The organism is Microbulbifer sp. MKSA007 (assembly GCA_032615215.1).
Taxonomy (GTDB): domain Bacteria; phylum Pseudomonadota; class Gammaproteobacteria; order Pseudomonadales; family Cellvibrionaceae; genus Microbulbifer.
Window position 1 is genome coordinate 2875652 of the sequence record CP128433.1, and the last position, 26405, is coordinate 2902056.

24 protein-coding genes and 2 tRNA genes are annotated in these 26405 nt (G+C 50.4%); 6 read left to right on the plus strand and 20 right to left on the minus strand.

Features of this window, described 5'->3' with window-relative positions:
• Positions 1-148: 148 nt before the first annotated feature.
• From QT397_15660 to QT397_15725, 14 genes are all read right to left on the minus strand, one after another.
• Positions 149-637 carry a type II secretion system protein M gene (locus tag QT397_15660; protein ID WNZ54329.1) on the minus strand — a complete coding sequence of 163 codons (489 nt, stop codon included), beginning with the start codon at positions 635-637 and terminating at the stop codon, positions 149-151.
• A 57-nt stretch (positions 638-694) separates the two neighbouring features.
• Positions 695-2038: a type II secretion system protein GspL gene (gene gspL, locus QT397_15665; GenBank protein ID WNZ54330.1), complete on the minus strand. Its 1344-nt coding sequence runs from the start codon at positions 2036-2038 to the stop codon at positions 695-697.
• Between the two features lie 11 nt (positions 2039-2049).
• Positions 2050-3051: a type II secretion system minor pseudopilin GspK gene (gspK, locus tag QT397_15670; protein ID WNZ54331.1), complete on the minus strand. Its 1002-nt coding sequence runs from the start codon at positions 3049-3051 to the stop codon at positions 2050-2052.
• Between the two features lie 3 nt (positions 3052-3054).
• Complete coding sequence (locus QT397_15675; protein WNZ54332.1) at positions 3055-3333, minus strand: type II secretion system protein GspJ; 279 nt, start codon at positions 3331-3333, stop codon at positions 3055-3057.
• Between the two features lie 32 nt (positions 3334-3365).
• Complete coding sequence (locus QT397_15680; protein WNZ54333.1) at positions 3366-3782, minus strand: type II secretion system protein GspJ; 417 nt, start codon at positions 3780-3782, stop codon at positions 3366-3368.
• Positions 3783-3787: 5 nt separating this feature from the next.
• On the minus strand, positions 3788-4159 hold the full coding sequence (gene gspI / locus QT397_15685; GenBank protein ID WNZ54334.1) for a type II secretion system minor pseudopilin GspI: 372 nt from the start codon (positions 4157-4159) through the stop codon (positions 3788-3790).
• The gene (gspH, locus tag QT397_15690) at positions 4149-4715 is read right to left on the minus strand and encodes a type II secretion system minor pseudopilin GspH (GenBank protein WNZ54335.1); all 567 of its coding nucleotides are present in this window, start codon (positions 4713-4715) and stop codon (positions 4149-4151) included. The genes gspI and gspH overlap by 11 nt, the downstream gene beginning before the upstream one ends.
• Before the next feature lie 19 nt (positions 4716-4734).
• Positions 4735-5163, minus strand: a complete 429-nt coding sequence (gene gspG / locus QT397_15695; GenBank protein ID WNZ54336.1) for a type II secretion system major pseudopilin GspG — start codon at positions 5161-5163, stop codon at positions 4735-4737.
• 267 nt (positions 5164-5430) lie between these two features.
• Positions 5431-6648, minus strand: a complete 1218-nt coding sequence (gene gspF, locus QT397_15700) for a type II secretion system inner membrane protein GspF (GenBank protein ID WNZ54337.1) — start codon at positions 6646-6648, stop codon at positions 5431-5433.
• Between the two features lie 2 nt (positions 6649-6650).
• Positions 6651-8147: a type II secretion system ATPase GspE gene (gene gspE, locus QT397_15705; protein ID WNZ54338.1), complete on the minus strand. Its 1497-nt coding sequence runs from the start codon at positions 8145-8147 to the stop codon at positions 6651-6653.
• Positions 8144-10159, minus strand: a complete 2016-nt coding sequence (gspD, locus tag QT397_15710) for a type II secretion system secretin GspD (protein WNZ54339.1) — start codon at positions 10157-10159, stop codon at positions 8144-8146. The genes gspE and gspD overlap by 4 nt, the downstream gene beginning before the upstream one ends.
• 57 nt (positions 10160-10216) lie before the next feature.
• On the minus strand, positions 10217-10912 hold the full coding sequence (locus tag QT397_15715) for a type II secretion system protein N (GenBank protein WNZ54340.1): 696 nt from the start codon (positions 10910-10912) through the stop codon (positions 10217-10219).
• Between the two features lie 220 nt (positions 10913-11132).
• A complete protein-coding gene (locus tag QT397_15720; protein ID WNZ54341.1) occupies positions 11133-12062 on the minus strand; it encodes an FAD-binding protein in 930 nt (309 codons plus the stop codon).
• Positions 12062-12811, minus strand: coding sequence for an electron transfer flavoprotein subunit beta/FixA family protein (locus QT397_15725; protein ID WNZ54342.1), 750 nt, complete (start codon positions 12809-12811; stop codon positions 12062-12064). Before QT397_15725 ends, QT397_15720 begins: the two co-directional genes overlap by 1 nt.
• A 369-nt stretch (positions 12812-13180) precedes the next feature.
• Between QT397_15725 and QT397_15730 the strand changes: the two genes are divergently transcribed.
• Entirely contained in the window at positions 13181-14803 is a 1623-nt protein-coding gene (locus tag QT397_15730) for an electron transfer flavoprotein-ubiquinone oxidoreductase (protein ID WNZ58547.1), read from the plus strand.
• Positions 14804-14904: 101 nt separating this feature from the next.
• On the opposite strand, the gene QT397_15735 is transcribed toward QT397_15730, so the two are convergent.
• From QT397_15735 to QT397_15755, 5 genes are all read right to left on the minus strand, one after another.
• Positions 14905-17625, minus strand: a complete 2721-nt coding sequence (locus QT397_15735) for a TonB-dependent receptor (GenBank protein WNZ54343.1) — start codon at positions 17623-17625, stop codon at positions 14905-14907.
• A gap of 122 nt (positions 17626-17747) precedes the next feature.
• Positions 17748-19415 (minus strand): serine/threonine protein kinase, encoded by a 1668-nt coding sequence (locus QT397_15740; protein WNZ54344.1) that lies wholly within the window; start codon positions 19413-19415, stop codon positions 17748-17750.
• A gap of 590 nt (positions 19416-20005) precedes the next feature.
• The gene (locus tag QT397_15745; protein ID WNZ54345.1) at positions 20006-20560 is read right to left on the minus strand and encodes a DUF1285 domain-containing protein; all 555 of its coding nucleotides are present in this window, start codon (positions 20558-20560) and stop codon (positions 20006-20008) included.
• Complete coding sequence (locus QT397_15750; GenBank protein WNZ54346.1) at positions 20553-21239, minus strand: TetR/AcrR family transcriptional regulator; 687 nt, start codon at positions 21237-21239, stop codon at positions 20553-20555. Before QT397_15750 ends, QT397_15745 begins: the two co-directional genes overlap by 8 nt.
• Before the next feature lie 329 nt (positions 21240-21568).
• Entirely contained in the window at positions 21569-22249 is a 681-nt protein-coding gene (locus QT397_15755; GenBank protein ID WNZ54347.1) for a hypothetical protein, read from the minus strand.
• Between the two features lie 349 nt (positions 22250-22598).
• Here QT397_15755 and QT397_15760 point away from each other — a divergent pair, with 349 nt between their 5' ends.
• The 3 genes from QT397_15760 to QT397_15770 all read left to right on the plus strand — a co-directional run bounded on the left by QT397_15760 (position 22599) and on the right by QT397_15770 (position 23899).
• The gene (locus QT397_15760) at positions 22599-23447 is read left to right on the plus strand and encodes an acyl-CoA thioesterase II (protein ID WNZ54348.1); all 849 of its coding nucleotides are present in this window, start codon (positions 22599-22601) and stop codon (positions 23445-23447) included.
• Positions 23448-23516: 69 nt separating this feature from the next.
• Positions 23517-23593 (plus strand) — tRNA-Pro (locus QT397_15765).
• A gap of 132 nt (positions 23594-23725) precedes the next feature.
• On the plus strand, positions 23726-23899 hold the full coding sequence (locus QT397_15770; protein WNZ54349.1) for a hypothetical protein: 174 nt from the start codon (positions 23726-23728) through the stop codon (positions 23897-23899).
• Between the two features lie 91 nt (positions 23900-23990).
• Here the strand turns inward: QT397_15770 and QT397_15775 are convergent.
• Positions 23991-24067, minus strand: a tRNA-Pro gene (locus tag QT397_15775).
• 1255 nt (positions 24068-25322) lie between these two features.
• Here QT397_15775 and QT397_15780 point away from each other — a divergent pair.
• Both QT397_15780 and QT397_15785 read left to right on the plus strand, forming a co-directional pair.
• Positions 25323-26057, plus strand: coding sequence for a hypothetical protein (locus QT397_15780; protein WNZ54350.1), 735 nt, complete (start codon positions 25323-25325; stop codon positions 26055-26057).
• A 90-nt stretch (positions 26058-26147) separates the two neighbouring features.
• The gene (locus QT397_15785) at positions 26148-26381 is read left to right on the plus strand and encodes a hypothetical protein (GenBank protein WNZ54351.1); all 234 of its coding nucleotides are present in this window, start codon (positions 26148-26150) and stop codon (positions 26379-26381) included.
• Positions 26382-26405 lie beyond the last annotated feature (24 nt).

The window sequence follows — 26405 nt, forward strand, 5'->3', positions numbered from 1 at the left end:
GCTAAAGATGACATTTCCGCCTAAAACCACCCTACTTCTGTGGGAGGCTGCACGAATGGGGGCGTCGATATTCGAGTGTACTTAAGAGGTGGTTACTGAGGAGAAGCAGGCCCGAGTTCTATATTCGAGCCTGTCAGTAGGGAGGTTACTAGCCTTCGATCGTCAATCGAGCAGAGACCATACCTTCATCCGCAAGGGCATCTAGATTAATCGTGCGAACAGCCATTTTCTCCTGCATCAGGCGATTCAACCAGGGTTGCAAATCCTGATAACGGACTTCTTCAATCCACAATCGGATGCGGTTTTCACCCTCAGGCTCAAAGCGCTTAATCACAATCTGGTTTTGTTTGGCCGCACCAGTAACGCGCTGCAAAAGAGTACCTGAAGCACCGCCAGCACCACCACCTGCGGGCTTTATTCGCTCCAGCGTCGGGCGCTGGCCCTCCATCCAGTTAACCAGCTCACGATTTTCTTCCGCTCGCAAGCGGGACTCATCAAAGAAGCCCTTTGCCGGGGAGTACAGGCCATAAACAATAAAAATTACGGCTCCGAATATACTCAACAAACCCAAGGCTCTCTGGTCATTGGGCGGAAGTGCCTGCCATTTTTGGCGCCACTGTTCGATCTGTTCTTTCATTATATTGCTACCACCAATCTCTTCTTACGCTTGGCTGCTTTATATAAACCGCTGGCTCTAACGTAAGCGAATACGGCCTGAAACGCCTTTTTTCAACTCGTTCGCACCTAACAGGTCCGCCTTGATCCCGCCGCCAGATAGCTTGCTGACAAATGCATCGAGATCAGACAGGTTTTCTGCCTGAAGCTGCAACACCATTTCTCCACGCTGGCCATCAAAACGAAGGGACTGTAATTTTAATGCGCCCCCTTTGTGAGCAATCCAGACTTTGCTCAACTGCTGCATCTGGGTAGAGAAAGCACCACCCTGATTACCCGCGCCTTTCAGGAAACCTTCAAGCTGTCGGCGCATCTGGGCAGACGGTCGAGTATTCGGGAACAATTCCGTAAACATCGCCCGGGCCTGCTCTTCAGACTGGCTGCCCTTCCACTGATAAAAAGCACCGGCACCAACGAAAAACAGTAGCTGGATAACAAAACAAGCGGCAGCAACTTTAGCCGGGCGTATCCACCAAGCCGCAGCGCTCTTATTACTCGATAACTGATAATCTCCAGTTAGCAAGTTTGTTAGCAGCCCCAGCTTGAACCGTTCAATAAAGACTTCTTCCGCTGAGCGCTGGTTCAGCTGTAAGCCATCGCCAAACTGGGATTCCAACTCAGCAATCAGCAACCCATCCTGCTCGCCAGCCCCCAGCAGTACTACCTGTTTGTTATCGATCGGCTTACCGCTTTCAGAATCATCTTCGCCTTCGGATTCATCACCTTCATCAACTAATAGCGAACCGAGAAGAGGTTGTAAAAAATCGCGATTAACAGTTAGACCCTGCCCGGCACCTTTCCAGATATGCGCTTGGCCGCCATCCAGCCACAGGCGAATGTCACCTTCGATCAAGCTAAGTAATTCATACTCCGGCACTACAGCAGCCAGCGGCCACTGGAGCCGCTCCAACTGGGAGTGAAGCGCTTCTATTTTTTCAACATCAATGGCGTATACGCTGCAGAGATCACCGGTGCGGGGTCTGCAGGCAAAGTGTAAGTCCTCGACATCCTGGGCTAAGTGCTCCTCAACCATATAGCCAATAGCACTAGCCTGGCGACGAGCTGCCTTAGGTATAGTTTCGAGACCGCTCCATACCCAGTTACCAGGCACCATCAGTAGCGCTTTGGCGTCATCAGGAAGGTTGAGCTGAGGGAATTCTGGCTGCTCTTCGACAGTTTCAAATTCGGGATTAAATGCCAGAGAAAATTCTGAGTCCAAGGCTACTTGTTGCCAATTACCCTCTTGCCACTGATGCAGGCGCAGAGTCAGGTCAGCAGTTTCGCTCAACCGCAGCAGAACCAGAGACGTCTGAGGAGGCGCTGTAGGGGCTTCAATCTCGTTAATGCTTTTCTTTTTAAACATACAATTTCTAACTATTCGCTCTCTTCAGTGCTTTCGTACTCGAGCAACTCCTGCATCATTTGACCAGAAAAGGCCCGGCGCTGGCGCTGGCGCACCCGAACCTTGCCATCTGTACTATTCCGAACCAGGGCGGACTCCCAATACTGCCTGTATTCGCCATCGCTTCCGAGTTGGACAGCAATTCGCGCCAGAAAGTGCTGGCTTTGAAAAGTAAAAGGCCCCGAGTTAGCGATTTCATAATCTGCATATTCACTCGAGTCACTGATATAACCGCCCGACTCGCGAAGTTGCACCAACTTGGAAACACTTGCGGAAGGCTCAATCGCCTCGATTAACTCCTCAGAAGCCGTGTTGATATTCACCAGGGTTCCTGTCTCCGGGAGGGCACAAAGGAAAGGCACAAGTTTCTCCCAGTCCTCTAATTCCATATCTACTACCGATGACAACTCAGTAATATCAGTGATCATCATGTCCGGTGTTCTGTGGGCAAGTTCCCTTCCCAGGTAGCCGTCATCCTCTGTCCCCGAGGTTCGCGGGGTATCGCCATCGTCCACCCAATCTGCAATTGACTTGGCCAGGTCAGACTTGCCGGTAACATTATTCACCAGGCGCTGGAAGATCTCGAATTGATCACTATCGCTGCTATCAGACAAATTATTCACGTTAAAACATGAATGTAAGTCTTTGATATTCATGCGAATTTTGCCATTATCAGGATTGAACTGCAGAACTGGGAATGCCCAGGCCTCCAAGGCATGGTCTGCGGTTTCCTCCTCTTCCTGGTCTTCCTCGAAATCCTCCAACAGCGCTACCCGTGTCCAGGCCTCAGCCGCTTCAACAAACTCTGCCAACTGTGTGTTGGCCAACAGTGCACCGCTGCGGGAAATCGCAATCTGATCGCGCAAGATAGCGTGGGATACCGCCGCGATGGCAATCACCATCACCAGCAGTACAACAATCAGAGCCACCCCTTTTTGACGAGCCAGCGACCTCGGCATTTTTCTACCTTTCATCGCCTAACGCCCGTCATCATCATCGTCGTCAGCAGAGGAACTGTCTTCCGCTGCCAGTATCTGGAAGACACGACGGACCTCCCCGTACTGCCGGGTGACAATAACAAATTCAATAGCTTGCGGAAGCCGTATATCCGCTTCTGTTTGGGAACCGTCCGAGCTGATCGGTGGCCACTGGGCAACCCAGGCATCAGTGTCTGGGTCCAGGTATTGAAGACTTAAACTTTCGACTCCCATTAGCAGAGGCTCGGCGATGGGCGCAGAATCGGGAGACCGATCCAAGACCTGCCAGCGACTGCGCAGTAATAACCCACCTATATCGTCCTCGCCCCCCGGCCAGTGCCGGTGGTCAGGGAGTCGATCTCAAGATCCTCGGCGTATCCGATGCTATAACTCAAACGCAATAGCTCGCCCCGAGGTTCCCCGGTGAGATTTGCCGCACCAAGGCGCGTAAATTCCAACTCATCTTCATCACCACGTAACGCATGCTCATAACCGCTGTAGGCATTCTTAACAGCGCGGGCAGTTACCTGGCGAAAATCATTGTCTATACGGTACATCGCCATAGAAAAGCGACGTAGCTGCTCGGCCCTCTGGTCCACCATCTCTTCCGTGTCAAAAAAGAGTCCCAACAGCGAAAAGGAACCGACACTGATAATGGCGACAAGAACTAAAACTATGAGGACTTCAATGAGGGTAAAGCCCGACTGGCTGGAAAGGCGCAAAGACATATCAGTTACTCCTCAGCAGCCCAAGCATCCAGGGTCAGAGTTGGGTACTCAGCATCCAGGTGGCCTACTTCAATAATGATATGGCGCAAGCGCTCATTACTGGTGGCCTCCACTCGGGCACTAACCTCCCACTCCCTTTGCCCCAAGACCACCTGATCTGTTTGTTCCCCTAAAGGAGGCCAAGGAGTTTGCACGCGGACTTGGGAGAGCACTTGTTGGGCAACCCAGTTTGCCGAGAGACGATCCTCCATCACCCGCTGCTGGCCAACACTGCGCTGCATTGCCTTCAGAACACTGGCGGCAATAACCCCAAAAATAACCAGGGCTATCAAGACTTCTACCAATGTAAAACCGCGCTGGGCTCTCTTAAAATTCATCGGCCTGCCACTCTAGCTGCAATCCGTTCAGGCTGGTGTAAGAAATAGTCGCACCTCGAACGTCGTCGCCATTCTCAACAAGGTACATGGCAACTTCTACGGGAAGTACCTCTCCACTGGAGAGAGCAACAAATTGCGGAACGACTCGATCTTCATTGGTCTCTTCTGCAAATTCCGTGGATTCTGTCGACGGCAGCTCCGCCTCAGTTATCACTTCAAGGCGAACGATTTCCGGCAATTCATGGGTGGCAAAACGCGCAGCACGCCTCCCCGACGCAACCGAATCTATCGGCAACCAGGTCATTGTTTCTTGCTCAAAATGCACCACGCTATAAGTGCCCTGTTCAAAAACAACGCCGTAATGCATTTTGTCAATCAGGGCTCGATCCGCAACCAACTGCAAAAGGGCCGACAAGCGCTGGGCTTCTTTTTGCCACACGCGCCCGCCGGAATTCCCCATCGATAGAGTCGCCATGCCAGCCAGAGAGGCGATGATGACAATCACTACCAACAGTTCGATCAGCGTAAAGCCACGGCTTCGACCAATGCTATACATCAAGTGCAAATTTCAGGTGTTACAGGTCAGTAACGTAGATATCAGCAGCTTCGCCCTCACCGCCCGCTTTGCCATCGGCACCGAGGGTGAATAGGTCGTAGGCACCGGCACTGCCTGGGCTGATGTACTGATATTCATAGCCCCAGGGATCTTTTGGCGCTTTCTTCAGGTAGGGCTCAGTCCAGTTCTTCGCTTCGGGGAAGCCGGATGGGCGGGATACCAGTGCCATCAGGCCCTGATCAGAGCTGGGGTAGACAAAGTTATCCATGCGATAAAGGTCTAATGCAGTCTCGATAGCTTTAAGGTCAACCCTGGCCGCTTTCATTCGAGCTTCGCCGGTCTTGCCAAGAACATTAGGTACAACTAGTGCACCAAGCACCCCGAGAATTACGATCACCACCATAATTTCAATCAGGGTAAAGCCACCACTTTTACGTAGGGTTTTCATTTTTCTCTCCTAGTTCACTCTAACTCTGGGAACCCCAAGGGTCACGATACCCTTCGTGACCCCAATTATTTAAAAGTCACCAAATCAGTAAATTACACGATTCCCCAGACTAAAGCAGCAACATGCCCAGCAAAACTGCCGCTCCCAGCCCAACAAGAATCTTCGACGCCTCTAGCAGTGTAAAGCCGGCGCTGTTGCGCAAGGATTTCATACCAACCTCCTAAAGCAGCTACGCAATTTCTCTTTGACCTACACCTAATTTGAGCATTAAACGACCAATTCGTTCATGCTCAGAATTGGCATCATAATAGCCATAACGATGAACAACACGATGGCAGCCATTATCAGCAGCATCAGAGGTTCAAAGATACTTACAAAGGCAGTTACCGCACCCTGCAAATCCTGTTCTTGCGAATCCGCCGCACGCTGAAGCATTTCATCGAGAGTGCCCGAAGATTCACCACTTGCGATCATATAGATCATCATCGGTGGGAAATAGCCTACATCTTCCAGGGCTTTACGAAGGCTCCCGCCCTCGCGCACGCTCTTTTGAGCCGCATCGAGTCGGTCTTTAAGGAAGGTATTGGTCATTACTCCACCGGCGATACCCATGGCTTGAACCAGCGGCACACTGCTGCCCGTAAGAATCGCCAGGGTCCCTACATAGCGAGCACTCTGTGTCCCTCGCATCATCCAGCCAATAATTGGCAGCTCCAGCAAACGGTGGTGGAAACGATACCGAATTGCCGGGCGCCGCAGCATCATCACAGCGCCAAAAATGAGCGCCCCAAGTGCCGGCGGCACCAGCCAGCCCCAGGCAGAAATAAAATCGCTCATGGAGACCAGGATGCGGGTAGCCAGCGGCAAAACCTGCCCGGTGCCGGTAAATACCTCGATAACATCAGGTACCACGTACACCATCAAACCGGTTACAACCAATACACAGATAAATACCAAAACAACTGGGTAGATCAGAGCCAGCTGCACCTTCTGCCGAAATTGCTGCTGCCCTTCCGTATAGTCACCAAGGCGATCCAGCACCGCATCCAAATGACCAGAGTGCTCCCCTGCTTCAACCGTAGCGCGATAGAGTTTGGGGAATGCCCGTGGAAAACTGCTCAGGGCCAAGGCGAAACTGTGCCCTTCAAGGATTTTGCCCCGAACAGCCAATACCACGCGTTTGATTTTTTGGTTACGAGTCTGATTGGCAATGGCTCCAAGGGTTTCTTCCAGGGGAATACCCGCTCGAAGCAAAGTGGACATCTGCCGAGTTAGCAGGGCCAGGTTTTTAACACTCAGCCCAGGGCTACCAGATAGAAAGCTGGCACCGCCCTTCTCTTCTTTCTCGGTGGCTGCACTGACTTCCAGAGGCACCATACCTTTGGCGCGCAGCTGCTGCCGCGCAGCGCGCGCGCTATCCGCCTCGAGCGTACCGCGGCTCTTGCGGCCGGATGCTGCCAGCGCTGTATACTCAAAAGCTGCCACAATCAGGACTCCTGCGTAACTCGTAGTACTTCCTCAAGGGAGGTCCTACCCGCCAGTACTTTCTCTACGCCATCGTCACGGATGCTGGGGCCAAGCTTGCGGGCTTCAGCAACCAACTTGCTCTCTGAAGCGCGATCGTGGATCAATTGGCGCATCACTTCGTTGAGCGGTACCAATTCATAGATACCGATACGACCGACATAGCCACTGTGATTACACTCTTCACAGCCATTAGGCCGATAGATGATGGCTTCCTCATCGGGCCCGACGCCCAAAACCTCCCGCTCGCTGCTGTCAGCCACATGAGGTTGCTTGCATTCAGGACACAGAACTCGCACCAGACGCTGGGCAAGAACACCAATCACGCTTGACGACAGCAGGAAGGGCTCAATTCCCATATCCACCAGACGGGTTACCGAACCCAAAGCTGTGTTGGTGTGCAGGGTTGAGAGCACCAAGTGTCCGGTCAAACTCGCCTGGATTGCAATCTGCATAGTCTCCAGGTCTCGAATCTCACCGACCATCACTACATCCGGGTCCTGACGCAGGATCGCGCGAAGCCCCCGGGCGAAAGTCATATCAGCTTTGGTATTTACCTGAGTCTGCCCAACCCCTTCCAGGTTGTATTCCACCGGGTCCTCGACCGTCAGAATGTTCTTCTCACGGTTATTGATACTACCGAGGCCAGCATACAAGGTGGTGGTTTTACCGGAGCCCGTTGGTCCGGTCACCAGGATAATGCCGTGGGGATGTCCCAACAGGTCTGTCATCACGCGCAAGTCGCGATCTGCCATCCCCAGCTTACTCAGGTCCATTTTGCCCGCTTGCTTATCCAGCAAACGCATTACCACCCGCTCACCCGCCGATGACGGCATGGTGGAGACACGTACATCTACCTCTCGGCCAGCCATCAAAAGGGAGATCCGGCCATCTTGGGGCACACGTTTCTCGGCGATATCCAGCTTTGCCATTACCTTAATACGGGATACCAGCAATGGGGCCAGAGCTCGCCGGGGTTGCAGTACTTCACGAAGTACACCATCGACCCGGAAGCGCACGACGAGGCGCTTCTCAAAGGTTTCAATATGAATATCCGAGGCGCCCTGCTTGAGCGACTCGGCAAAAATTGCGTTGATCAATTTGACGATAGGTGCATCGTCTTCCTGTTCCAACAAGTCCTCAGTCTCAGGCAGCGAATCGGCGACCGCTGCAAGATCCAGGTCTTCACCCAGGCCCTCGACTTCGGAGAGGTTGCCACCCTCCCTGTTTTCATACAGACGCTGCAAAGCACCCTGGAAAACATCTTCCTCTACAGCCTCCAAAGATACAGCCGCACCACTGATGCGCTGTACTTCGGCAACCGCTGATGGACTCAGCGGCGCCACATATTGGCAGAGGGGTTTGCCTTCCTGCTCGGTTAACAGAACCTTGTGACGCTTTGCGAAAGCGTAAGGAAGGCGGCGAATTGTTGGAGTCCCTGTTCCTGTTTCAGCCGTCATTTAGCTTCTTCTACCTCCAACACCTCAACCTCAACATCCACGTCTTCTTCGACTGATTCAATGGCAGCACCATCTATAGAACCATCTACTGGCGCAGGGCTCTCGTTGTAGGTGCCTGTTGGCGGCATCAGGTCAGGTAGTACATCACCGCGGTGCCAATCCCAGATCAGGCTGGTGCGGTCTTTCAGGAATATTTGCTTCTGCTGCATATCCATGTAGCGCTTGCGCGTCTCCTCATAGCCAGCAACTTGACTACTGAGGATTCTGGGACGCAAGAACACCATCAGATTAGTTTTGCTAACACTCTTCTCAGTGTTTCTGAACAAGCGACCAATGCCGGGAATATCACCGAGGAGAGGCACTTTGGACACGGTTTCATTAACCTGATCTTCCATCAAACCACCCAGTACCAGGATCGCGCCATCATCGATCAATACTTTTGTGCGGATCTCACGCTTGCTGGTAACGATGTCGGATGCACCTTCCGCTGCAGCCGTAGCAGAAGACAAAACGTTTTCAACCTTTTGCTCGATCTCGAGAGTTACCGAGTTGTTGTTATTCACACGGGGAATCACTTTAAGAGTGGTACCCACATCTTCACGCTGAATAGTGGTAAACGGATCATCGTTACTACCAGACAGCAACTGTTCACCGGTAATAAAAGGTACGTTCTGGCCCACCAAAATCTCAGCTTCTTCATTATCCAAAGCCATAATTGTTGGTGTAGAAAGGATATTGGTATTGCTCTCTGACGCTACGGCATTAATCGCAGCACGGATATCACCGCCACTGAGGTAGCCCAGGTGCAATGCGCCAGCTCCCACCAAATCAGTCACAGGAAGTGAAAATGGGTTGGGTTCCCCATCGGAATCCGTGCCTAACTGGTTATTCCAGCCGGCAACAGCATTACTGCCGGAACCAGCAATCCAACTAATACCCAGTTCGCTACCTGTACCTTCAACTACCTCTACAATAATTGCCTCAATCAAAACCTGCGCTCTGCGCACGTCCAACCTGGCAATAACACCTTTCATGGTTTCAAGGAGAGCGGGAGGAGCAGTTAACACCAGTGCGTTGAGCGACTCGTTAACTTGAATGCTGACTTCAATATTCGCCGCTTGCTGGTCTTTCTCTGTGTTCTGGATGCTACCGCTCATACCCTCGAGGATAGGCTTCAGATCTGCTGCATTGGCATACTGGATATAAACAACTGCGGTGTTGCCTTCGCCATCCAGCGGTGCATCGAGACGGCCTATTACCGTCTTAATCTGCTGGCGGGTAACGGGATCTCCGGTCAGGAGAATACTATTGGAGCGTTCATCAACAGAAATTCGCAGCGGTTGCACTTCCTTACCCGCTTTGCCTCCACTCGATTGAAGTAGATCGGTAAGAACTTGCTTTACTTCCTTCGCAGAAGCAAACATCAACGGCACCACTTCAATATCAATAGCGCCGGCGCGGTCAAGTTGCTTCACCAGGCGAATAATCTGGTCAATATTCGCAGCGCGGTCAGCAATTATCAGAGTGTTGGTATCAGCATAGGCAGCCAAGTGCCCAGTTTGCGGAATCAGCGGGCGCAACATAGCAATCAGCTGTGAAGCGGAAATATTCTCAACCCTTATAGTGCGAACAACCAGGGATTCCGCAGGAGCTCGAGTGGCCTCATCTGCGACAGGTATCGCCTGCTGCTTGGCCAGCGCATCGGGAACTACTTTCCAGGTTCCGCCCTGTTCCACCAAACTAAAGCCATTGACTTGAAGCACCGACATAAATACATCAAAGGCTTCATTGTGTGTCATTGGGTCACCGGCAACTACGGTGACCTTACCCTTAACATTCGGGTGGACAATAATATTTTTGCCAGTGAAATCAGCAGCCCAATTGATCAGATCACGAATGTCTGCATTGTCGAGAGAAAGGGTAACCCGCTCCGGGCCCTGAGCCAGCGTTGCAGTACAAACAAAAAAACTCAATCCGACCGCAAGCAGCCGTCGATAAAACATCTTCATCATTATTTATCTGGCTCTAGTAAATGTTCAAAAAATCAAAACAATCTAGGTAGATAGTTTTTATTTAGGCTCACGCTGAGCACGACGCTCGCGGGCCAATTCACGCAGCTGTTCCATTCTCTCCCGAATGTTCTGCTGGTTCTCATCTCTTTGAGCAGTTCTTCTGGAGGAGCTGGAACTTGACGTTCTCTGTCTGGAACTGCTGACGCCTCTCAATGGTACGTTTGGCCTTCCGTCCACTTCTGGGTATGTCAGTTTTTCCATCCTGCCATTACGACGAAGAACCACATGGTCAACCTCAACAGAATAAAGTTCGGCGCCACCTGGAAGCCGATCACCGACATACAAACGCTTGGAGGGTTTACCTTTCTCCGACACCAGAGCACTGGCTTTGGTTTTATTGGAGTTGTCAAAAACACCGGATAAAACAATATTCAGCTGAGTCAGAGGAATATTTTCGAGGTCGACTTCAGGGACTTCTGTAGTCTTTTTAGGTTCAGCACGTCCAAAGAACGGCGTGCTGGGAAGACTGGCAGCGCTGGGGGGAGGAGCACCTCTCGGGCTTTTGCGCTCCGCGAGCAGGGATTCCTGAGGATCGCTTGGGACCAATAGGGAGCCATAGGCAAACAAATTGCCAGACAACCACAACAGGCCAATAGCTGACGCCGCCATAGTGCCACGGGAGAGACCTTTGCTCGACTCGCCCTGGGCAAACTTATTGCCAATTGAGCCAACGGCTCGCGCTAGAGGGGACATGAACATACCCACATACAAGTTCAACTTTCTGAGGTTATTGGTTTTTGACGCCTATTTTCTTGCCTCAGCCCGGGAAAGGCAACGCTCTTTCAAGTTAAACGCCGCAAACCCTCATTTCGTCCCTTAAATTGCACACTAGTTCCGCAGGTTGTCACCAAAAAACGAAAAAAGGCGGCATGACGCCGCCTTTTTCAATGCCCGCTAGTATAGCAATCGGGCATTACAGCTTTGTTTCAAGCTCTGGTACAGCTTCAAACAGGTCAGCTACCAGACCGTAGTCAGCAACGGAGAAGATCGGTGCTTCTTCGTCTTTATTGATGGCTACGATAACTTTGGAGTCTTTCATACCTGCCAAATGCTGGATTGCACCGGAGATACCAACGGCAATATACAGGTCAGGAGCAACGATCTTACCGGTTTGCCCAACCTGCATGTCGTTAGGTACGAAACCTGCGTCCACAGCAGCACGGGAGGCACCAACTGCAGCGCCCAGCTTGTCGGCCAGCTTGTACAGCATTTCGAAGTTTTCACCGTTCTGCATGCCGCGACCACCAGAAATGACTACGCTCGCAGCGGTCAGTTCAGGACGATCGGATACGGCCAACTCTTCGCCGACAAAAGAGGAAACACCAGCGTCATCCGCGATATCTACAGACTCAACCGCTGCACTTCCACCTTCAGCCGCCACGGCGTCAAAGGCAGTGGTACGTACAGAGATTACCTTGATGGCATCGGAGCTCTGTACAGTGGCAATGACGTTACCCGCATAAATCGGGCGTTTGAAAGTATCTGCACTTTCAACAGCAACGATGTCGGAAATCGGCTGTACATCCAGCAGCGCAGCAGCGCGTGGCAGCATGTTCTTGCCGGTAGTAGTGGCTGGAGCCAGGATGTGACCGTAATCTTTGCCCAAGTCCGCTACCAGCTTGGCAACGTTCTCAGCCAGCTGGTGCTCGTATGCGGCATTATCTGCCAGCAGTACCTTGGAAACGCCTTCAGCTTTAGCAGCAGCTTCCGCTACAGGGCCGCAGCCAGATCCGGCAACCAATACAGCAACATCACCACCAATAGCCTTGGCAGCAGCGATGGTGTTGAGCGTGGCGCCCTTCAGTTCGGCGTTGTCGTGTTCAGCAATAACCAGAATGCTCATCAGATTACCTTCGCCTCGTTTTTCAGTTTCTCTACCAGTTCAGCAACGTCGGCAACCTTAATGCCTGCTTGACGCTCAGCCGGCGGCTCAACTTTCAGGGTTTTGGTGCGGGGAGTAATATCAACGCCCAGCTCATCCGGGGTCGTGGTATCGAGAGGCTTACGCTTTGCCTTCATGATGTTAGGCAGGGAGGCGTAACGCGGCTCATTCAGGCGCAGGTCAGTAGTAACAATGGCAGGCAGTTTCAGTTCAACAGTCTGCAGGCCGCCGTCAATTTCACGAGTTACCTTAACAGCGTCGCCTTCTACGGCAACTTCAGAGGCGAAGGTACCCTGCCCCATGCCAGTCAAAGCACCCAGCATCTGGCCGGTCTGGTTGTTATCGCCATCGATGGACTGCTTGCCCAGAATTACCATTTGAGGCTCTTCTTTCTCAACAATCGCTTTCAGGCATTTGGCTACTGCCAGAGGCTGCAGCTCAGCATCGGTCTCAACCAGGATACCGCGGTCGGCACCCAGGGCCAGTGCAGTGCGGATTTGCTCTTGGCATTGCTTGGAGCCCATGGAAACGGCGACTATCTCGCTGACAACGCCTTTTTCCTTCAAGCGCACCGCCTCTTCTACTGCGATTTCGCAGAAGGGGTTGATAGACATTTTGACGTTGGCTGTATCAACGTCAGAGCCGTCCGCCTTGGGGCGAACCTTGACGTTGTAGTCAACAACGCGTTTCACAGCTACAAGAACTTTCATGGAAATCCCGTCTCAAATATGCTTTTTAACAGCCGCGACTGATAATTCACGTCGCGAACGGATACGGTGTTCTGGTCAAACAAGTGTTTGAACGGCGTGTATGGTGGCGGTTCTATAGCGCAAAATCAATAGTCAAATGGAAGTCCCTCCTGCCATTCACAAAATCTATTTCCGGGAATAAGAACCGCCTATCCACCCCCAGTAAGCCGTTGAAATACAGCGCATTTGCCATAGCAAATGAATAGTCATGCAATTGGTAGGGTTGATTAAACGCCTATATAATCCGCCAGCAATATAAATGATAAGGCCGGATTGGCCGCAAAAAAGTTGAATACAACTGCTGAGGAGAGTGCCGTGGAACGCGAATCAATGGAATACGATGTAGTGATCGTGGGTGCCGGCCCCGCTGGATTGGCCGCGGCCTGTCGTATTCGTCAGCTCAATGAAGACGTCTCTGTATGTGTCGTGGAGAAAGGCTCAGAAGTAGGAGCTCACATCCTATCCGGTGCTGTATTTGAGCCCACCGCCCTGAATGAACTCTTCCCCGACTGGAAAGAACGTGGAGCCCCCCTCAATACTGAGGTAAAAGGCGACGACATCTACGTCCTGCGCAGCGAAGAGAACTCTATAAAAGTCCCCAACATGTTTGTGCCCAGCACCATGCACAACGAGGGCAACTACATTATCAGTCTCGGCAACCTGTGCCGTTGGCTGGCAGAACAAGCCGAAAGCCTGGGAGTGGAAATCTTCCCTGGCTTCGCCGCTGCCGAAATTTTGTACAACGAAGATGGCTCTGTAAAAGGTATCGCTACTGGCGATATGGGCATCGGCATGAACGGAGAGCAGAAAGACTCTTACATGCCAGGCATGGAGCTGCATGCCAAATACACTCTCTTCGCTGAAGGTTGTCGCGGTCACCTGGGCAAGCAGCTGATCGAACGCTTTAAGCTAGACGAAGATGCCGACCCACAACACTACGGCATCGGTATTAAAGAGATTTGGAAAGTCCCTGTGGACAAACACCAGCAAGGCCTGGTTGTTCACACTGCTGGCTGGCCGCTGGAACAAAGCTCCACCCACGGTGGCGGCTTCCTTTACCACCTCGAAGACAACCAGGTTGTTGTCGGCTTGATTACTGACCTCGCCTATAGCAACCCCCATGTGAGTCCATTTGACGAGTTCCAGCGCTATAAACACCATCCGGTAATCAAGAAGTACCTGGAAGGTGGCGAGCGCGTCGCCTACGGTGCCCGCGCCATAGTAAAAGGTGGCCTTCAATCCCAGCCGAAAATGACTTTCCCTGGCGGCCTGCTGATCGGTGATAACGCCGGCACCCTGAACTTTGCCAAGATCAAGGGCAATCACACCGCGATGAAATCCGGCATGATCGCGGCTGAGTCTGTCGTTGAAGCCCTCGCTGCTGAGCGCAACAGCGAAGAGCTGACCGACTACACCACCAAGTATCGCGATAGCTGGGCCTGGAAAGAGCTGCACATGCAGCGCAACTTCGGCCCTGCCCAGCACAAATGGGGCAACATTCTGGGATCTGCCTATGCATTTGTGGATATCAATATCTTTAAAGGCAAGCTTCCCTGGACCCTGCGCGACACCAAGGCTGACCACGCCCAGCTCAAACCTGCTGCTGACTGCGCAAAGATTGACTATCCGAAGCCCGACGGCGTACTCAGTTTTGACAAGCTATCTTCCGTGTTTATTTCCAATACTAACCACGAAGAAGACCAGCCTTGCCACCTGACCCTGAAGGACCCAGAAGTTCCGCTGAGTCACAACCTGCCGATTTACGATGAACCCGCGCAGCGCTACTGCCCTGCCGGTGTTTATGAGGTTATTGAAGACACCAACGGTAAGCGCTTCCAGATCAACGCTCAAAACTGCGTACACTGTAAGACCTGTGACATTAAGGACCCAACCCAAAATATTGTTTGGGTAACCCCTGAAGGTGCCGGCGGCCCCAATTATCCAAATATGTAATTGGGTCTACACATAAAAAATGGCGCCGATGGCGCCATTTTTTATTGCTTGAGAACGCATATTTTCATGCACTTAATCCAAGGCACAGCCAGCTGGCCTCCCTAGAATTTGTACTGCGCGCTCAATGCGAAAGTCTGCCCAACCTCCTCTTCAAAAACGGTGACACCCTGCCTCTCAATTTCAATGGCTTCACCCAAAAGGTTCTGCACTTTCGCCTTCACCGTCACCTCATCAGTTGGATACCAGAAGTAAGTCAAATCCAGAGAGTGGAATGGCTGCTCAAATGAATCGGGATGAGGATCTCGCCCCGCTTTGTAAAGGCGCTCACCAAATACGTTGTAAACCAAGCTGGCAGAATGGTTCCCGTCCGGGCTGTCAAAACCGAGCAGCATATTAACCACATAATCAGAAGCCCCTGTCATTTCGCGGACTGCATTAGTCGGTGCATCAGCCTCATCACCGGCAACAATTTCCGAGTCTTGAAGCGTAATATTGCCCTGCAGGAAGAAGCTATCCATTGGGTCAGAGATAAAGCCAAGGCTTTTCATACCCTCTATTTCTATACCGGTAATCTCACCAGACTCAGCATTTATAATCTCTCGCGCAACATTGTCATCACTTGAGGCAGCTTCAAAAAACTCAATAGGATTAACAATATCCTTATAGAAAGCCGAAATAGTCAGGCTATCGCCGCTATCAAAAAACCACTCTGCGCGAATATCGTAGTTGTCGATCTCCGACGGCCGAACACTCGAATTCCCCCTGATCTGATCATCAGTGTGCGGATCTATATAAATAGCGTCGGTAATTTCACGTAAGTCGGGCCGAACAGCGGTCTTGGATGCACCGAATCTCAACTGGAATGTCTCCGCCCAAAATGACCCCATATAGGTCAAGGATAATGAAGGATAAATATCATCATCCGTATATACCGCTTCAGCCAACTCCTCGGGGTCATTCGTAATCTGTGGTTCACTTTGCGAGAAACTATAGGGGTTCCACTCTAAAGCAGCTTGACTATAGTCCTCCCATCGGGCCCCAGCTGAAATACGCCAGGTTTCCTCAAGAGTCCAATCGAATTTACCGTAGATCGCATCTGTCGAAGTAGCGGCCAAATAACTTTGCTTGTTACTACCAGACTTGGCAAAAACAAAATTATTCTCATCATCGGTAATATTGGTATCACTGAACACATCACCCAGAGGGTCATCAAGAATTGCGCTATCAGCAACACTGAAGATATCCAATCCGAACTCGGTTTGCTTATAGGAGCGACCTTTCTCAATCCGAGCAAATCCTCCACTCAACTCCAGCGTGGACGAGGAAAATTCAACAGGCAATGTTGCAGACCAACCGTAGTTTCGAACCTCATCCTCCAGCTCAGTAAATCGGAAGCTAGCGCTCCGCGAAGCAATATCCACTGTTGAACTGAGAACTTCACCTGTTTCCGGATCGGTTTCGGTACTCGCAATAACCTCAACTTGGTTAGGGATATCTGTCATCGCCGTTGAATCGGAGTAGAACCAGTCAACCACCAAATCCTCAGGCACCCAACTTAGGGAGCTGACGGACAGCAGGCCTTTTGTTTCTGGACCAAGAGAGTGACTTCCCTTTATTTGATGAAGCACCAGCTCCCGCTCTTCATACTTCAGGTCATAATTTCTCGATCCAGCGCCATCAGACAATAGACGATTTGAGTCAAAGTAATCCCTGATTGAAGTCTCATCGTCCGTATTCCTCAAATACAAACTGATACTCTCAACCGAATGCTCGTCCGCAAAACGTATACCTAGGTTTAAATTTCCACTGATATCTACGGAGTAAGTAGACTCGGTTCGACGGTCAACCTGCTCCTGTGGGTTACCGTAGTCACGAATAGTGCGCTCACTCTCCCTCCACTTACTCTTGTAGGAGGCTCCAGCCAGGAAACCGAACTCCCAATCGTCCCCGTAGTAGAAGCGATTCCCTACACTAGCCTTGTAGTCTTGGTCAGGATCGCTAGATTCCTCTTTAATAGAAATATCACGATTCAAGCTTAGGGCGAGTTCCCTATTTAGCGCTTGAGCCGCCTTTTCCGCCTCCTGGTTACTTGAATACTCATTCCCCTCAGCAATCAAGGTATCACGGATATCCGCAACTGAAATATTACCCTTGAAGCGTTGCAGTGCCGCAGATATCTCACCCGGCATCGCCCTGGTACCATCATCAGCACCCCAAATATCATCATCTCCACCGCTGTAGCTGAGCACATCACCATTGACTTCACTATTGGTGCCCGTACCAACTTCAATAGCGTAAGTCAGATCATCAGGTATCCCTTTGGTGCGGATATCGACATTACCACCTCCAAACGAGGCAGACTTATCAACTGAGTAGCTCTTCTGTACCGCTAGCGATTCCACGATAGAGGTCGGGAATAGATCTAGTGGGATGACATTTCTGGTCAGATCCGGGGATGGCACCGTCGAACCATTGAGAGTTGTACTTGAATATCGCTCACCCAAGCCCCTTACGTAAACGAACTTGTCACTTACCAGGGATAATCCGGATACTCGTCGCAGCGCTGCGGCTACGGTAGAGTCCCCCACCCTGCTGATCATCTCAGCCCCGAGGATATCCGTAACTACCTCCTCCTCCAGGCGCTCGCTGATTAGGACTTCAGCAGAGTCCTTCAGCCGCCCCTGGACTACAACCTCTTCAATCCCAGGAGTGGCACTATCAACCAGTTCAGCATCCTGTGCATACACTCCAGCTGCAAATGTGGAGCCCGCAGCTACCGCCAAAACAAGCGGCGCCCTTTGAAATCTTTCGCACTTAACCATCTCTCAGGCCTCTTTTCATTCCTAAGAATCACGGTCTTAAATCAAATAAGGCGCCGACTCCATCAGCGAAGGCGGCGCCTTAATTGATTGGGATTAGCATCCCCAACCGCTACCTCGATCTATTACTCAAACCAGAGAGGTTGAGCGCGATCACCCTGGTGAAGACCGTAAGTCCAACCCTGAGTCCAATCGGTACCATCCTGCTCAAGCGCACCCAAATAGGCACGACCCAGTTCGGCAGAAACCGTAGGTGCAACGCCATCGATCACTTGAGCAGATGCATCAACTGTGAACATTGCAGGGGAACCGCCGAGCAAAACAAAGTCAGTATCGGCATTAGAGGTTGGATTAACTTCACCGGAGATAGTGGCAAATTGGTTACCGCTATCCACAGCCCAAGTCTCAACATTGAAGCTGTCTTCATCGGTTTTAGTGCGATCTTCACAGGCGAAAATGTTGGAAGTCAGAGCCACCTCAGTCCCAGCAGATGCTTCGCCGCGAGTTTGAGAGCTCTCAATACGCAGGCAGTAGTTATCGCCGGCCACGCCAGTCTCATCAGCAAAGAAGGAGGCCACAACTATAGAATTAGTGATCATTGGATAAATACCCTCACGCAGGCGCCAGCCTGCACCGGGGTCATGAGTACCCTCTTCTTGAGCGGAAACAATACAGGTCAGCCCGTCAATTACTGGTCGACTGTTGAGACCCTGGCTGATCAAGGTGGAATAATCAGCTCCATCACTATATGAACCGATGCCATCGGCCTCTATACAGTGATTGCCGTCAGTCTCACTTTGAATCACCAAAGCATTGGTAATACTTCCACGATAACCTTCATCAATATCAATGGAGTCATCGCGAACGTAGAGTGCAACATAATTTTCGACATCTACAGCGCCACCGAAGAACTCGATACCGTCATCGTAAGTTGAGTATGTTTGAAGGTTACGGATCGTTGTGCCATTACCTACAGCATCAAAAGCAATTCCGTTCAACTCATCACCACTAGCAACTTCTGCGCCAGTGTGTTTGACAACAACGTACAAAAGCTCTCCCGAGTTATCGGCATTGTTGTCACCGCCGTAGTAGGAAGTATTGTCATCAGTGGATCCTTCAGCAGCTACGTGACACTCGCCATCAAGAGTCAGATCACCACCACCAATAGAACCTGTATATTGGCATTTGTTCGTTACACCAAAGCCATTAATAACCATTCCACCCCACTGTGAAACATCCTCCGGACCTACAGTGCCAAGAACATCAGTTTCTGACGTAAAAGTGATGGGAGCTGTTTCTGTACCGCGAGCAAAGACTTGCGATCCACGGTTTACAACCATAAATGCTGAATTATCTTTAAAAGCGATAGTGGCGCCCGCCTCAATTTCCAGTTTTACGCCGTCACCACCCTCAGAAATACCGGCTGCTGCTAGGTCAGAATCGCTGGAGTAACTTTCTCCAACAAACAAACTGCCGCTAAAGACATGAGCTCCATTGCTATCCAGCGCAGTGAGATATAAATCTTCAGTTAATGGGTTTGCAGCAGAAACAAAATCAGTTGCGTAATAGCAGTTACCACCGCTAAATTCACCTTGTACACTTGAACTTTCTATAGTGGCACATGGATTTTCATCAGTGGAACCTCCGCCAGGATTTGTCACTGAATTATCTACCGAGTTGTCCACCGAGTTATCTACTGTTTCCGGCTCGATACTCACACCGCCACCGTCACAACCCGCTAATAGCGCAGCAATCGCAGCTGCCAGTAAGAGCTTATTCTGTACTCGCTTCATGTTTCCCCCTATAGGAATTTCAATCCAAAACTTTAATTGCTTCAACTCCGCCATTTTTAAAAAAATAAATGACAACAACCAAGCAAATAAAAACTATATTTTTTGTTTCGCCGTAGCGATTTGGACGGAGGGAAGTTTAGAAATGCACTGTTGCGGATTTGTTACTTATTTAGATATTTCCGTAAATTATCGAATTAATATTCGATTCCTTTCAGAACAAATACACTTATATTTCCATAAGATTTCAAACACTATTTTTTTAATAGAAATGAAATACAGCAACACCACAAATAAATAGTACGGACATGTATGTTCCCGGGCTATTTTCCGGACTCAGGCAAGCACCGGCGCAATCAAGTATAAACCCCATAGTGCTAATCAAAATAAAGAAGTGATAGTGGCATCCACTAAACAGTTTGATACCAAAGATATAAATAAGGAAAGTTCGTCGAGAGAGTAAGGTCAGGTGCTATAGAGTCAAGCAAATACTTTCTAAACTCGAACAGTGAAGAGCAAGGCTATAAATTAAAGCCCCAGCTACAAATCAGCGCTGAGGCGCGAGGAATCCGCCAGCAGGAACCTGGAGCTATCTAATTGCAAGAACCCAGCAGGAAATCTTTTCCGTCACTTTGCACAAAAAGCTTATCGGTATCGCGACCCCCTTCAAGCGCCCAGTCTACCAACTGGTAAAAAACATCACGGGAAACGCGAGCCTGTAACCCCCCTCGAATCTCCAGATAAGGGATTGGCTGCGGCGGAGCACCAAAGTCTCTCAGTTGCCACTGCCCCTCTTCCGACAGCTCAACAACGTCGCCCACATTTGTGGTGAAAAGTAGCTGCTGATGAGTACTTCCGGGGTTGCGGGCCACCTGAGTAATTACAAATGGAACATCCTCCACTATGATTCGCAGCTTTTCGACAGGGGTGACAAGGAAGTATTCATCCCCCTCACGCTTCAAAATGCTGGCAAACAATTTCACAAGAGGGTGACGACGAATCTCTGTTCCCTCGTGGATCCAACGGCCATCAGATTTGATGACCATATCCATGTCCCCACAAAGCTCTGGGTTCCACCTTTCTACAGGTGGATGCCCATGAAATTCAGCCTGTAATTTTTGCAGCTGCTGGAACAGGGGCTCAGCCAAGGGCGGACCCCGCAGAATCGCTGTGATGGCTTGTCTGGCTTCCCTCTGGCGTTTTGCGAGAGGACATATCACCGATATGCACACCCACATCCATAATAAACTCCATCAAACCTTCCCTGTCCTCTATGACATTGGCAAAAGACTTGGAGTGATAAAGCTCTACCGCCCCTTGCACAAGCGCCCAGTATGTTGAGTAATAGAAGTATGCAGGAACGTTCTTCAGCATGCCCTGCTCCATACGGCGCTCAAAGACCCGATTGAGAGAGGTGGCATTGGAATTACGAATATTGTGGAGCTCCGCAATCATTTCTGGAGCCAGGTTCAACGCGATAATCTTCTCCTCCAGGCGCTGGAAGAGTCTATCTTTGCCAGGATCGGCCATACGAGATTCAAAATAGGCGCGGGCTGGAGCGGTGATATCACCTTGCTCGGCCAAGGCTACAGCGGTCTTGAGACGTTCAGCGAGGGATTTTTCATAATCCATCAGCAAACGCATGTAGATTTCTGTCTTGGAAATGAAGTGCTTGTAAATCGTGCCCTTACCGATATCCACACGCTCGGCAATCTGTTCGACCGTGACTTTCTCTTCACCGTGCTCCAACAGAAGCTCCAGAGCCGCATCCAGGATACGCTGCTCCCGCGCGCGGAACCGCTGAACCTTCTCTTTTGCCTTATCCATACTTCCGACCTTCTTTGCCCGTAAAAATGGGGACTGAAATTGACTATTCATTCATGAATGATAGGCAATTCAAGTCGGTTGGAAAAGTAAATCGGGGAATTAGACTGCCTAATATTAAAAATATTAGGCCATTTTGCTCAAAATTTACCCAAAATGAGCCAATTTTAAGCTGAGAGCAGACCTTTTATTTTAGCATGTGGTGACGCTTGGCGAGCCCAAGCATTGCACATAACACAGAAAATTCGACGATTGAGTGATTGCGGGGTAGTCCATTACCCCAATACTTCCGAATGAAATCAAGAACTACACCAGAACACAAGAAGCCACTATTAAACGGACTTCAGCTTTAGCTCCAACAGAGGCGCGACTACATCGTTGTCCTGCGTGCGTATCCAGAGCATTTCCTCCTCTGAGTAGAGCTCTGCAACAATCGCATTAGCTAATTCACAATCATGAGAAATCAAATGCTGCGCCAACCACTCTGCAGCAAAGGTACGTTTTTTACCGAGCGTACCCTGTGAACGCTTGTACAGGTTTTTTACTGCCTTGCGCGCATATTCTACTGAGGCGATTCCCGGAGTCGCTTCAACCATCTTGCGATGCAACTTTTTGCTTTTCTGCTCGATGATATAAGGAAGCACTTGGCCAGAAACATAGTCGTGGGCGACCGATCCTTTACAAGGACAGCTATACGACTTCCTGTTTTCGTAGATTTTTTTCAGAGCATTGAGGTGATTATTGGTCTTGTATGCGGATCGGGCCGCCAAACCAGCGTAACCAATGGACAATGCTGTTCCAGCAACAACCAAACCAATACCCGTCGCAGAAGTCGCAGCCGCTGCACCGGTAGCCAGGCCGGTTAGTGTGGCACCTGTAGCCGTCTGTGCACCCCACACCCCATAATAAGCAGCAGAGCCAACCCCTCCAGCCACAGCCTTTGCGGTACGGTGCCGACTGACAACCTTGCCGAAATTCAGTGGTGGACGTATATCAATATTGTTGTGTGGCACCTGTGGTATCTCCTACTTCTCTTATTCAATCTTTGTTGGATAGCTGCAAACGAATTAGTCCAACTGTCCCAACAACTATTGGCGCTTTATACCACAGAAATAAGTAAGAATTCGACAAGTCGCAATAGTCAATAGCACAGAGTTTCAACTTGACTGAAAAAATCAGTAGCTAGCGTATGGAAAAGAGCTGGATAGCTATACGAGGTGGCACCTGTGACCAAAATGGGCCTAACGTTCAAAATATGAATGGGGTTAAAGGGATTTGCTGTTATTATCCTTTTGATTAAGAGCGCAAAGCTCCCCATCTGCAAACTCTGTTAAGTGGAATAGGTAACGGGCAAAATCCCTTATGTTGGAAAAATTAGGTAAGTTATTGGATGTTGAAGAGCTGGATCGAAATCTCTTCCGCAGTCGTCATCACGTTGAAAATTATCGTAAAGTGCTTTTTGGCGGGCAAGTTCTGGGCCAGGCACTGATGGCAGCAACTCGTACCGTTGAGCATCGCCTACCCCACTCCCTGCACGCCTACTTCCTCCGCCCTGGCTCTAGTGAGCTGCCGGTGATCTACGAAGTAGACCCAATCCGCGATGGAGGTAGCTTTACCACTCGTCGCGTAGTCGCCAAGCAGCGCGGGCGCGCGATCTTCAATATGTCCGCCTCCTTCCAAATTCGGGAACCCGGATTTGACCACCAGGCCGACCTGCCTTGTGTCGAGATTCCCTCTCCTGAGAGCCTGAAAAACACCCAGGAGCTGGCCCTGGAAGCTGGATTGGTTAGCCCGCAGTACGATCAGCGGCGCTATATGATCGATTTTCGTCCGGTAGACCCGCAAAGCTACTTTGGCGCTGAAACCCGCGAAGCCAAATGCATGTTCTGGCTGCGGGCAGAGGGCGAGATGTCGGACGACCCGATGGAGCACCGAGCAGCACTTTGCTATGCATCCGATATGGGACTCCTGGGTACCTCCCTACAGCCGCACGACATATCCTTATTCGATCCCCAATTGATGCCCGCGAGCGTTGACCACGCGATGTGGTTCCACCGCGATTTCCGCCTGGATCAATGGCTTCTCTATGTAACGGATAGCCCTTCGGCAACCGGTGCCAGAGGCTTTACCCGCGGCCAGATTTTCACCCGCGACGGAACGCTGGTAGCGTCTACCTGCCAAGAGGGACTGATTCGACAAATAAAAAATTAAATCAGTGGTTTACAGCCGAAAAATTGCTGCTATAGTGCCGCCCCTTCGCAAATGATGCGAAACAAAAAACGGTGAGTAGCGCAGCCTGGTAGCGCACTTCGTTCGGGACGAAGGGGTCGGAGGTTCGAATCCTCTCTCACCGACCAGATTTTCAAAGCCCGCTTTTAGCGGGCTTTTTTGTGCCTGAACTCTTTAGCTTGAGCTGACGATAAGCCGTTCAGATTACCCCTCACTTTCCCCCAGTGCATCGCACCAGGAACAGTACAAGCAACTCCTGCATGTTTACCTTGCCGGGCTTAATGCGGAAGCGCACTAAAAAGTTAAAAGCGATGGGGACAAATAAAGAATTAGCTTCAGAAGTACCGAAGAGGCACGAGGCTTTGAGCATGGCTGGCTTAGCTATTTACACCGATAAGCAAGTAAGAGATAACACCCTCAAGGCAGCTGTGTAATTGCCCATGTAAGCCTTTAAAGTAAAAGCGCTACCAGGAATGAAATCATAAACACGAAAAAGCCCGCATAAGCGGGCTTTTTCTTTTTATATGGTCGGTGAGAGAGGATTCGAACCTCCGACCCCTTCGTCCCGAACGAAGTGCGCTACCAGGCTGCGCTACTCACCGAGGCCGCGAATACTACTCATCCATTTTTCAAAGATCAAGTAATTTTTGGCGCGAATGTCATCATTGATCATTTTGCCGACACAACCGATCTTTGAGTTGTCCTCAAAGGCAGTCTAATCCGCATTATAGCTGGACCTCCCCGGCTCCAAGCGCCTCTTTCTACACTGGAGATTCAAGCTTTACGGTTGCTAGTAATTGCCCCAATCTCCGACATATCCATTTAGTCTGCCAACTAACAACCAATCCCTTACTCGTCCTGGGGTCGAACACTTTCCACCGATTTAGCCACTCTCTGAAACCCTCTTCACGTATACGGCAAACTGTGGTCGCCAAAGAAATACCGATATTATTTCTATCCACTTTCTTGTATTTACGTATCTTCAACGACTATCAAGTACTTTTAGTTTTGAGTGCACACGTATAAAAAATGCAAAGCTCTCCACAGAGGATACAAGAGTTTGGAGCAGAAAAAACCAAGAAGGGCATACAGTGCGAGGCAATAGCAAATTACATTGAAAAGCTGCTAGATATCGTTTTTTGATATTTTGAGTAAGTAGATCTTTACATAAAAGCGAACTGACAAGCTCGTTAAGCTGCTTTTCCAAGACATCGATATAAACAGTTACCTTTAAATTCCAGTTCGCTATTTACGGATATTTCTACAAGTGCCGCTATTTTTCACCGGGCACCCGAGGGGATTTTCCCCGAGCCCTAACACCAATACAAGGGAGCAGCACCCTGCACGCCACAAGAATATTAACCACTCATTTAAGTAGAAAATCCCGAGTAAGACTTTATTTTTTAAAAAATATTCCTTTTGGGAAAATTACAGAATTTTAAGAAAAATGGTGACTACAATTGCGCCCCCATTACCTTTTTGTTTCCCGCTCCATTTTTTTTCAAACTTTCCCTGTGCTTCTGAAAAGCTTCTCTATACTCAGATCAGCCGGCTGAGTGTCCGTCGCAAGATGCAACAACTCGAAAGCTCATTACCGATTTATTATCAGCAGGCTGATCCTAAAAACGGGGCTCTATCAAGCTCCAAAATTCTCACCCGTAAACCATGAAATAACCTGGGCGATAGCCCCCTATCGTCATTGGTCTACTCGAGGAGTACGTTCATGTACCAACCATATGCATATGCTCAAGGGATCTTTGGACAACCACAAAACTATGCCGTACCTCCGATTAATCCGGTCGTCGGACTCACTCCCCCCAGCCATACCTACCGCTTCAACAGTTAGCACCACAAGGATTGCTGGGAGAGTTTATTAGCCGTGCAGCCCCGGTAGTTGGTGGCATTGTCGGTGGACCACAAGGTCAATTGATCAATGCACTCGGCGGATTGGGCCAAGTACTGCCCTTCCAGGCCGCACCGCAGCTTCCACAACAGTTAGCGCCCCACATTCCTCAGCAGCTTGCTCCACAAATTCCACCTCAGTTCGCTCATCAGTTTGCCCCCCAAAACTATCTCAGCGAATTGATAAACCGCGCGGCCCCAGTTTTGGCCAATTACATCAATAACCCTCAGGCACAGCTAATCAATGCAGCCGCCCAACTAGGGCAGCTCTTACCCTATCAAGCCGCTCCGCAACTGCCACCGCAAGGTCTCCTCGGTGAGTTGATTAGTCGTGCCGCACCTGCTCTTGGCAACTACATTGGCGTACCTCAACAAGGTCAACTCCTTAACAACTTGGCGCGCCTCAACCACCTGCTGCCCTACCAGGCCGCACCGCAATTCACGCCACACCTCGTTCCTCAGACCTACATCGGCCAACCGGTAAATCAACTGGCACCTGTGGCTCCGGAGCAGTATGGATCGGTTCCCCCGCAGGCTTTTGCACCACTGAGCCAACCGGTGCCATTCCAGGCTTTCCCGCAACCACCTCAGCAACCCCTCCAGAATTTGAGTGGCATCGGGCAGCCACTGCCCTATCAGGCAATGCCGCAATCCAACTCAGCCTTTCAGCAACAGGCTTATCTGCACTAAAAATGCAAAAAAAGGGGCTTCACGCCCCTTTTCCTGGGGGTGGGTTCGACCCTGCCCTATTTTGGATGGCGCAGTCACAATGAGAAGAAAATGAAGAAGTTTGAGCAATATGTAGCCGTACCAAATCGTAAGGTATCAGCTAGCACTCTGGAGCTAGAGGAGCTGGTGAAGGAAGCTTCAAATTGCCCCGATGTTAAGGACGTTACTTTGCGCAAAAGCAACGTCACCCTTGTGGCTACACCCGATGCCGTCGACGACCTAAGAAAGAAATTGAGAGGCAAAGTAATTATTGATCCGGATCAACCTGTCCACCCTCTCAATTGAGACTGAAACCCACTCGATTCACCA

Coding starts and splice junctions, on each gene's coding strand:
- QT397_15760 (WNZ54348.1), top strand. CDS start 22,599: ATGTTGGAAAAATTAGGTAAGTTATTGGATGTTGAAGAGCTGGATCGA.
- gspL (WNZ54330.1), bottom strand. CDS start 2,038: ATGTTTAAAAAGAAAAGCATTAACGAGATTGAAGCCCCTACAGCGCCT.
- QT397_15740 (WNZ54344.1), bottom strand. CDS start 19,415: ATGAAGCGAGTACAGAATAAGCTCTTACTGGCAGCTGCGATTGCTGCG.
- QT397_15750 (WNZ54346.1), bottom strand. CDS start 21,239: ATGGATAAGGCAAAAGAGAAGGTTCAGCGGTTCCGCGCGCGGGAGCAG.
- QT397_15770 (WNZ54349.1), top strand. CDS start 23,726: ATGTTTACCTTGCCGGGCTTAATGCGGAAGCGCACTAAAAAGTTAAAA.
- gspH (WNZ54335.1), bottom strand. CDS start 4,715: ATGTATAGCATTGGTCGAAGCCGTGGCTTTACGCTGATCGAACTGTTG.
- QT397_15725 (WNZ54342.1), bottom strand. CDS start 12,811: ATGAAAGTTCTTGTAGCTGTGAAACGCGTTGTTGACTACAACGTCAAG.
- QT397_15715 (WNZ54340.1), bottom strand. CDS start 10,912: ATGTCCCCTCTAGCGCGAGCCGTTGGCTCAATTGGCAATAAGTTTGCC.
- gspE (WNZ54338.1), bottom strand. CDS start 8,147: ATGACGGCTGAAACAGGAACAGGGACTCCAACAATTCGCCGCCTTCCT.
- QT397_15785 (WNZ54351.1), top strand. CDS start 26,148: ATGAAGAAGTTTGAGCAATATGTAGCCGTACCAAATCGTAAGGTATCA.
- QT397_15720 (WNZ54341.1), bottom strand. CDS start 12,062: ATGAGCATTCTGGTTATTGCTGAACACGACAACGCCGAACTGAAGGGC.
- gspD (WNZ54339.1), bottom strand. CDS start 10,159: ATGATGAAGATGTTTTATCGACGGCTGCTTGCGGTCGGATTGAGTTTT.
- QT397_15735 (WNZ54343.1), bottom strand. CDS start 17,625: ATGGTTAAGTGCGAAAGATTTCAAAGGGCGCCGCTTGTTTTGGCGGTA.
- gspK (WNZ54331.1), bottom strand. CDS start 3,051: ATGAAAGGTAGAAAAATGCCGAGGTCGCTGGCTCGTCAAAAAGGGGTG.
- gspI (WNZ54334.1), bottom strand. CDS start 4,159: ATGAATTTTAAGAGAGCCCAGCGCGGTTTTACATTGGTAGAAGTCTTG.
- QT397_15730 (WNZ58547.1), top strand. CDS start 13,181: ATGGAATACGATGTAGTGATCGTGGGTGCCGGCCCCGCTGGATTGGCC.
- QT397_15680 (WNZ54333.1), bottom strand. CDS start 3,782: ATGTCTTTGCGCCTTTCCAGCCAGTCGGGCTTTACCCTCATTGAAGTC.
- gspG (WNZ54336.1), bottom strand. CDS start 5,163: ATGAAAACCCTACGTAAAAGTGGTGGCTTTACCCTGATTGAAATTATG.
- QT397_15660 (WNZ54329.1), bottom strand. CDS start 637: ATGAAAGAACAGATCGAACAGTGGCGCCAAAAATGGCAGGCACTTCCG.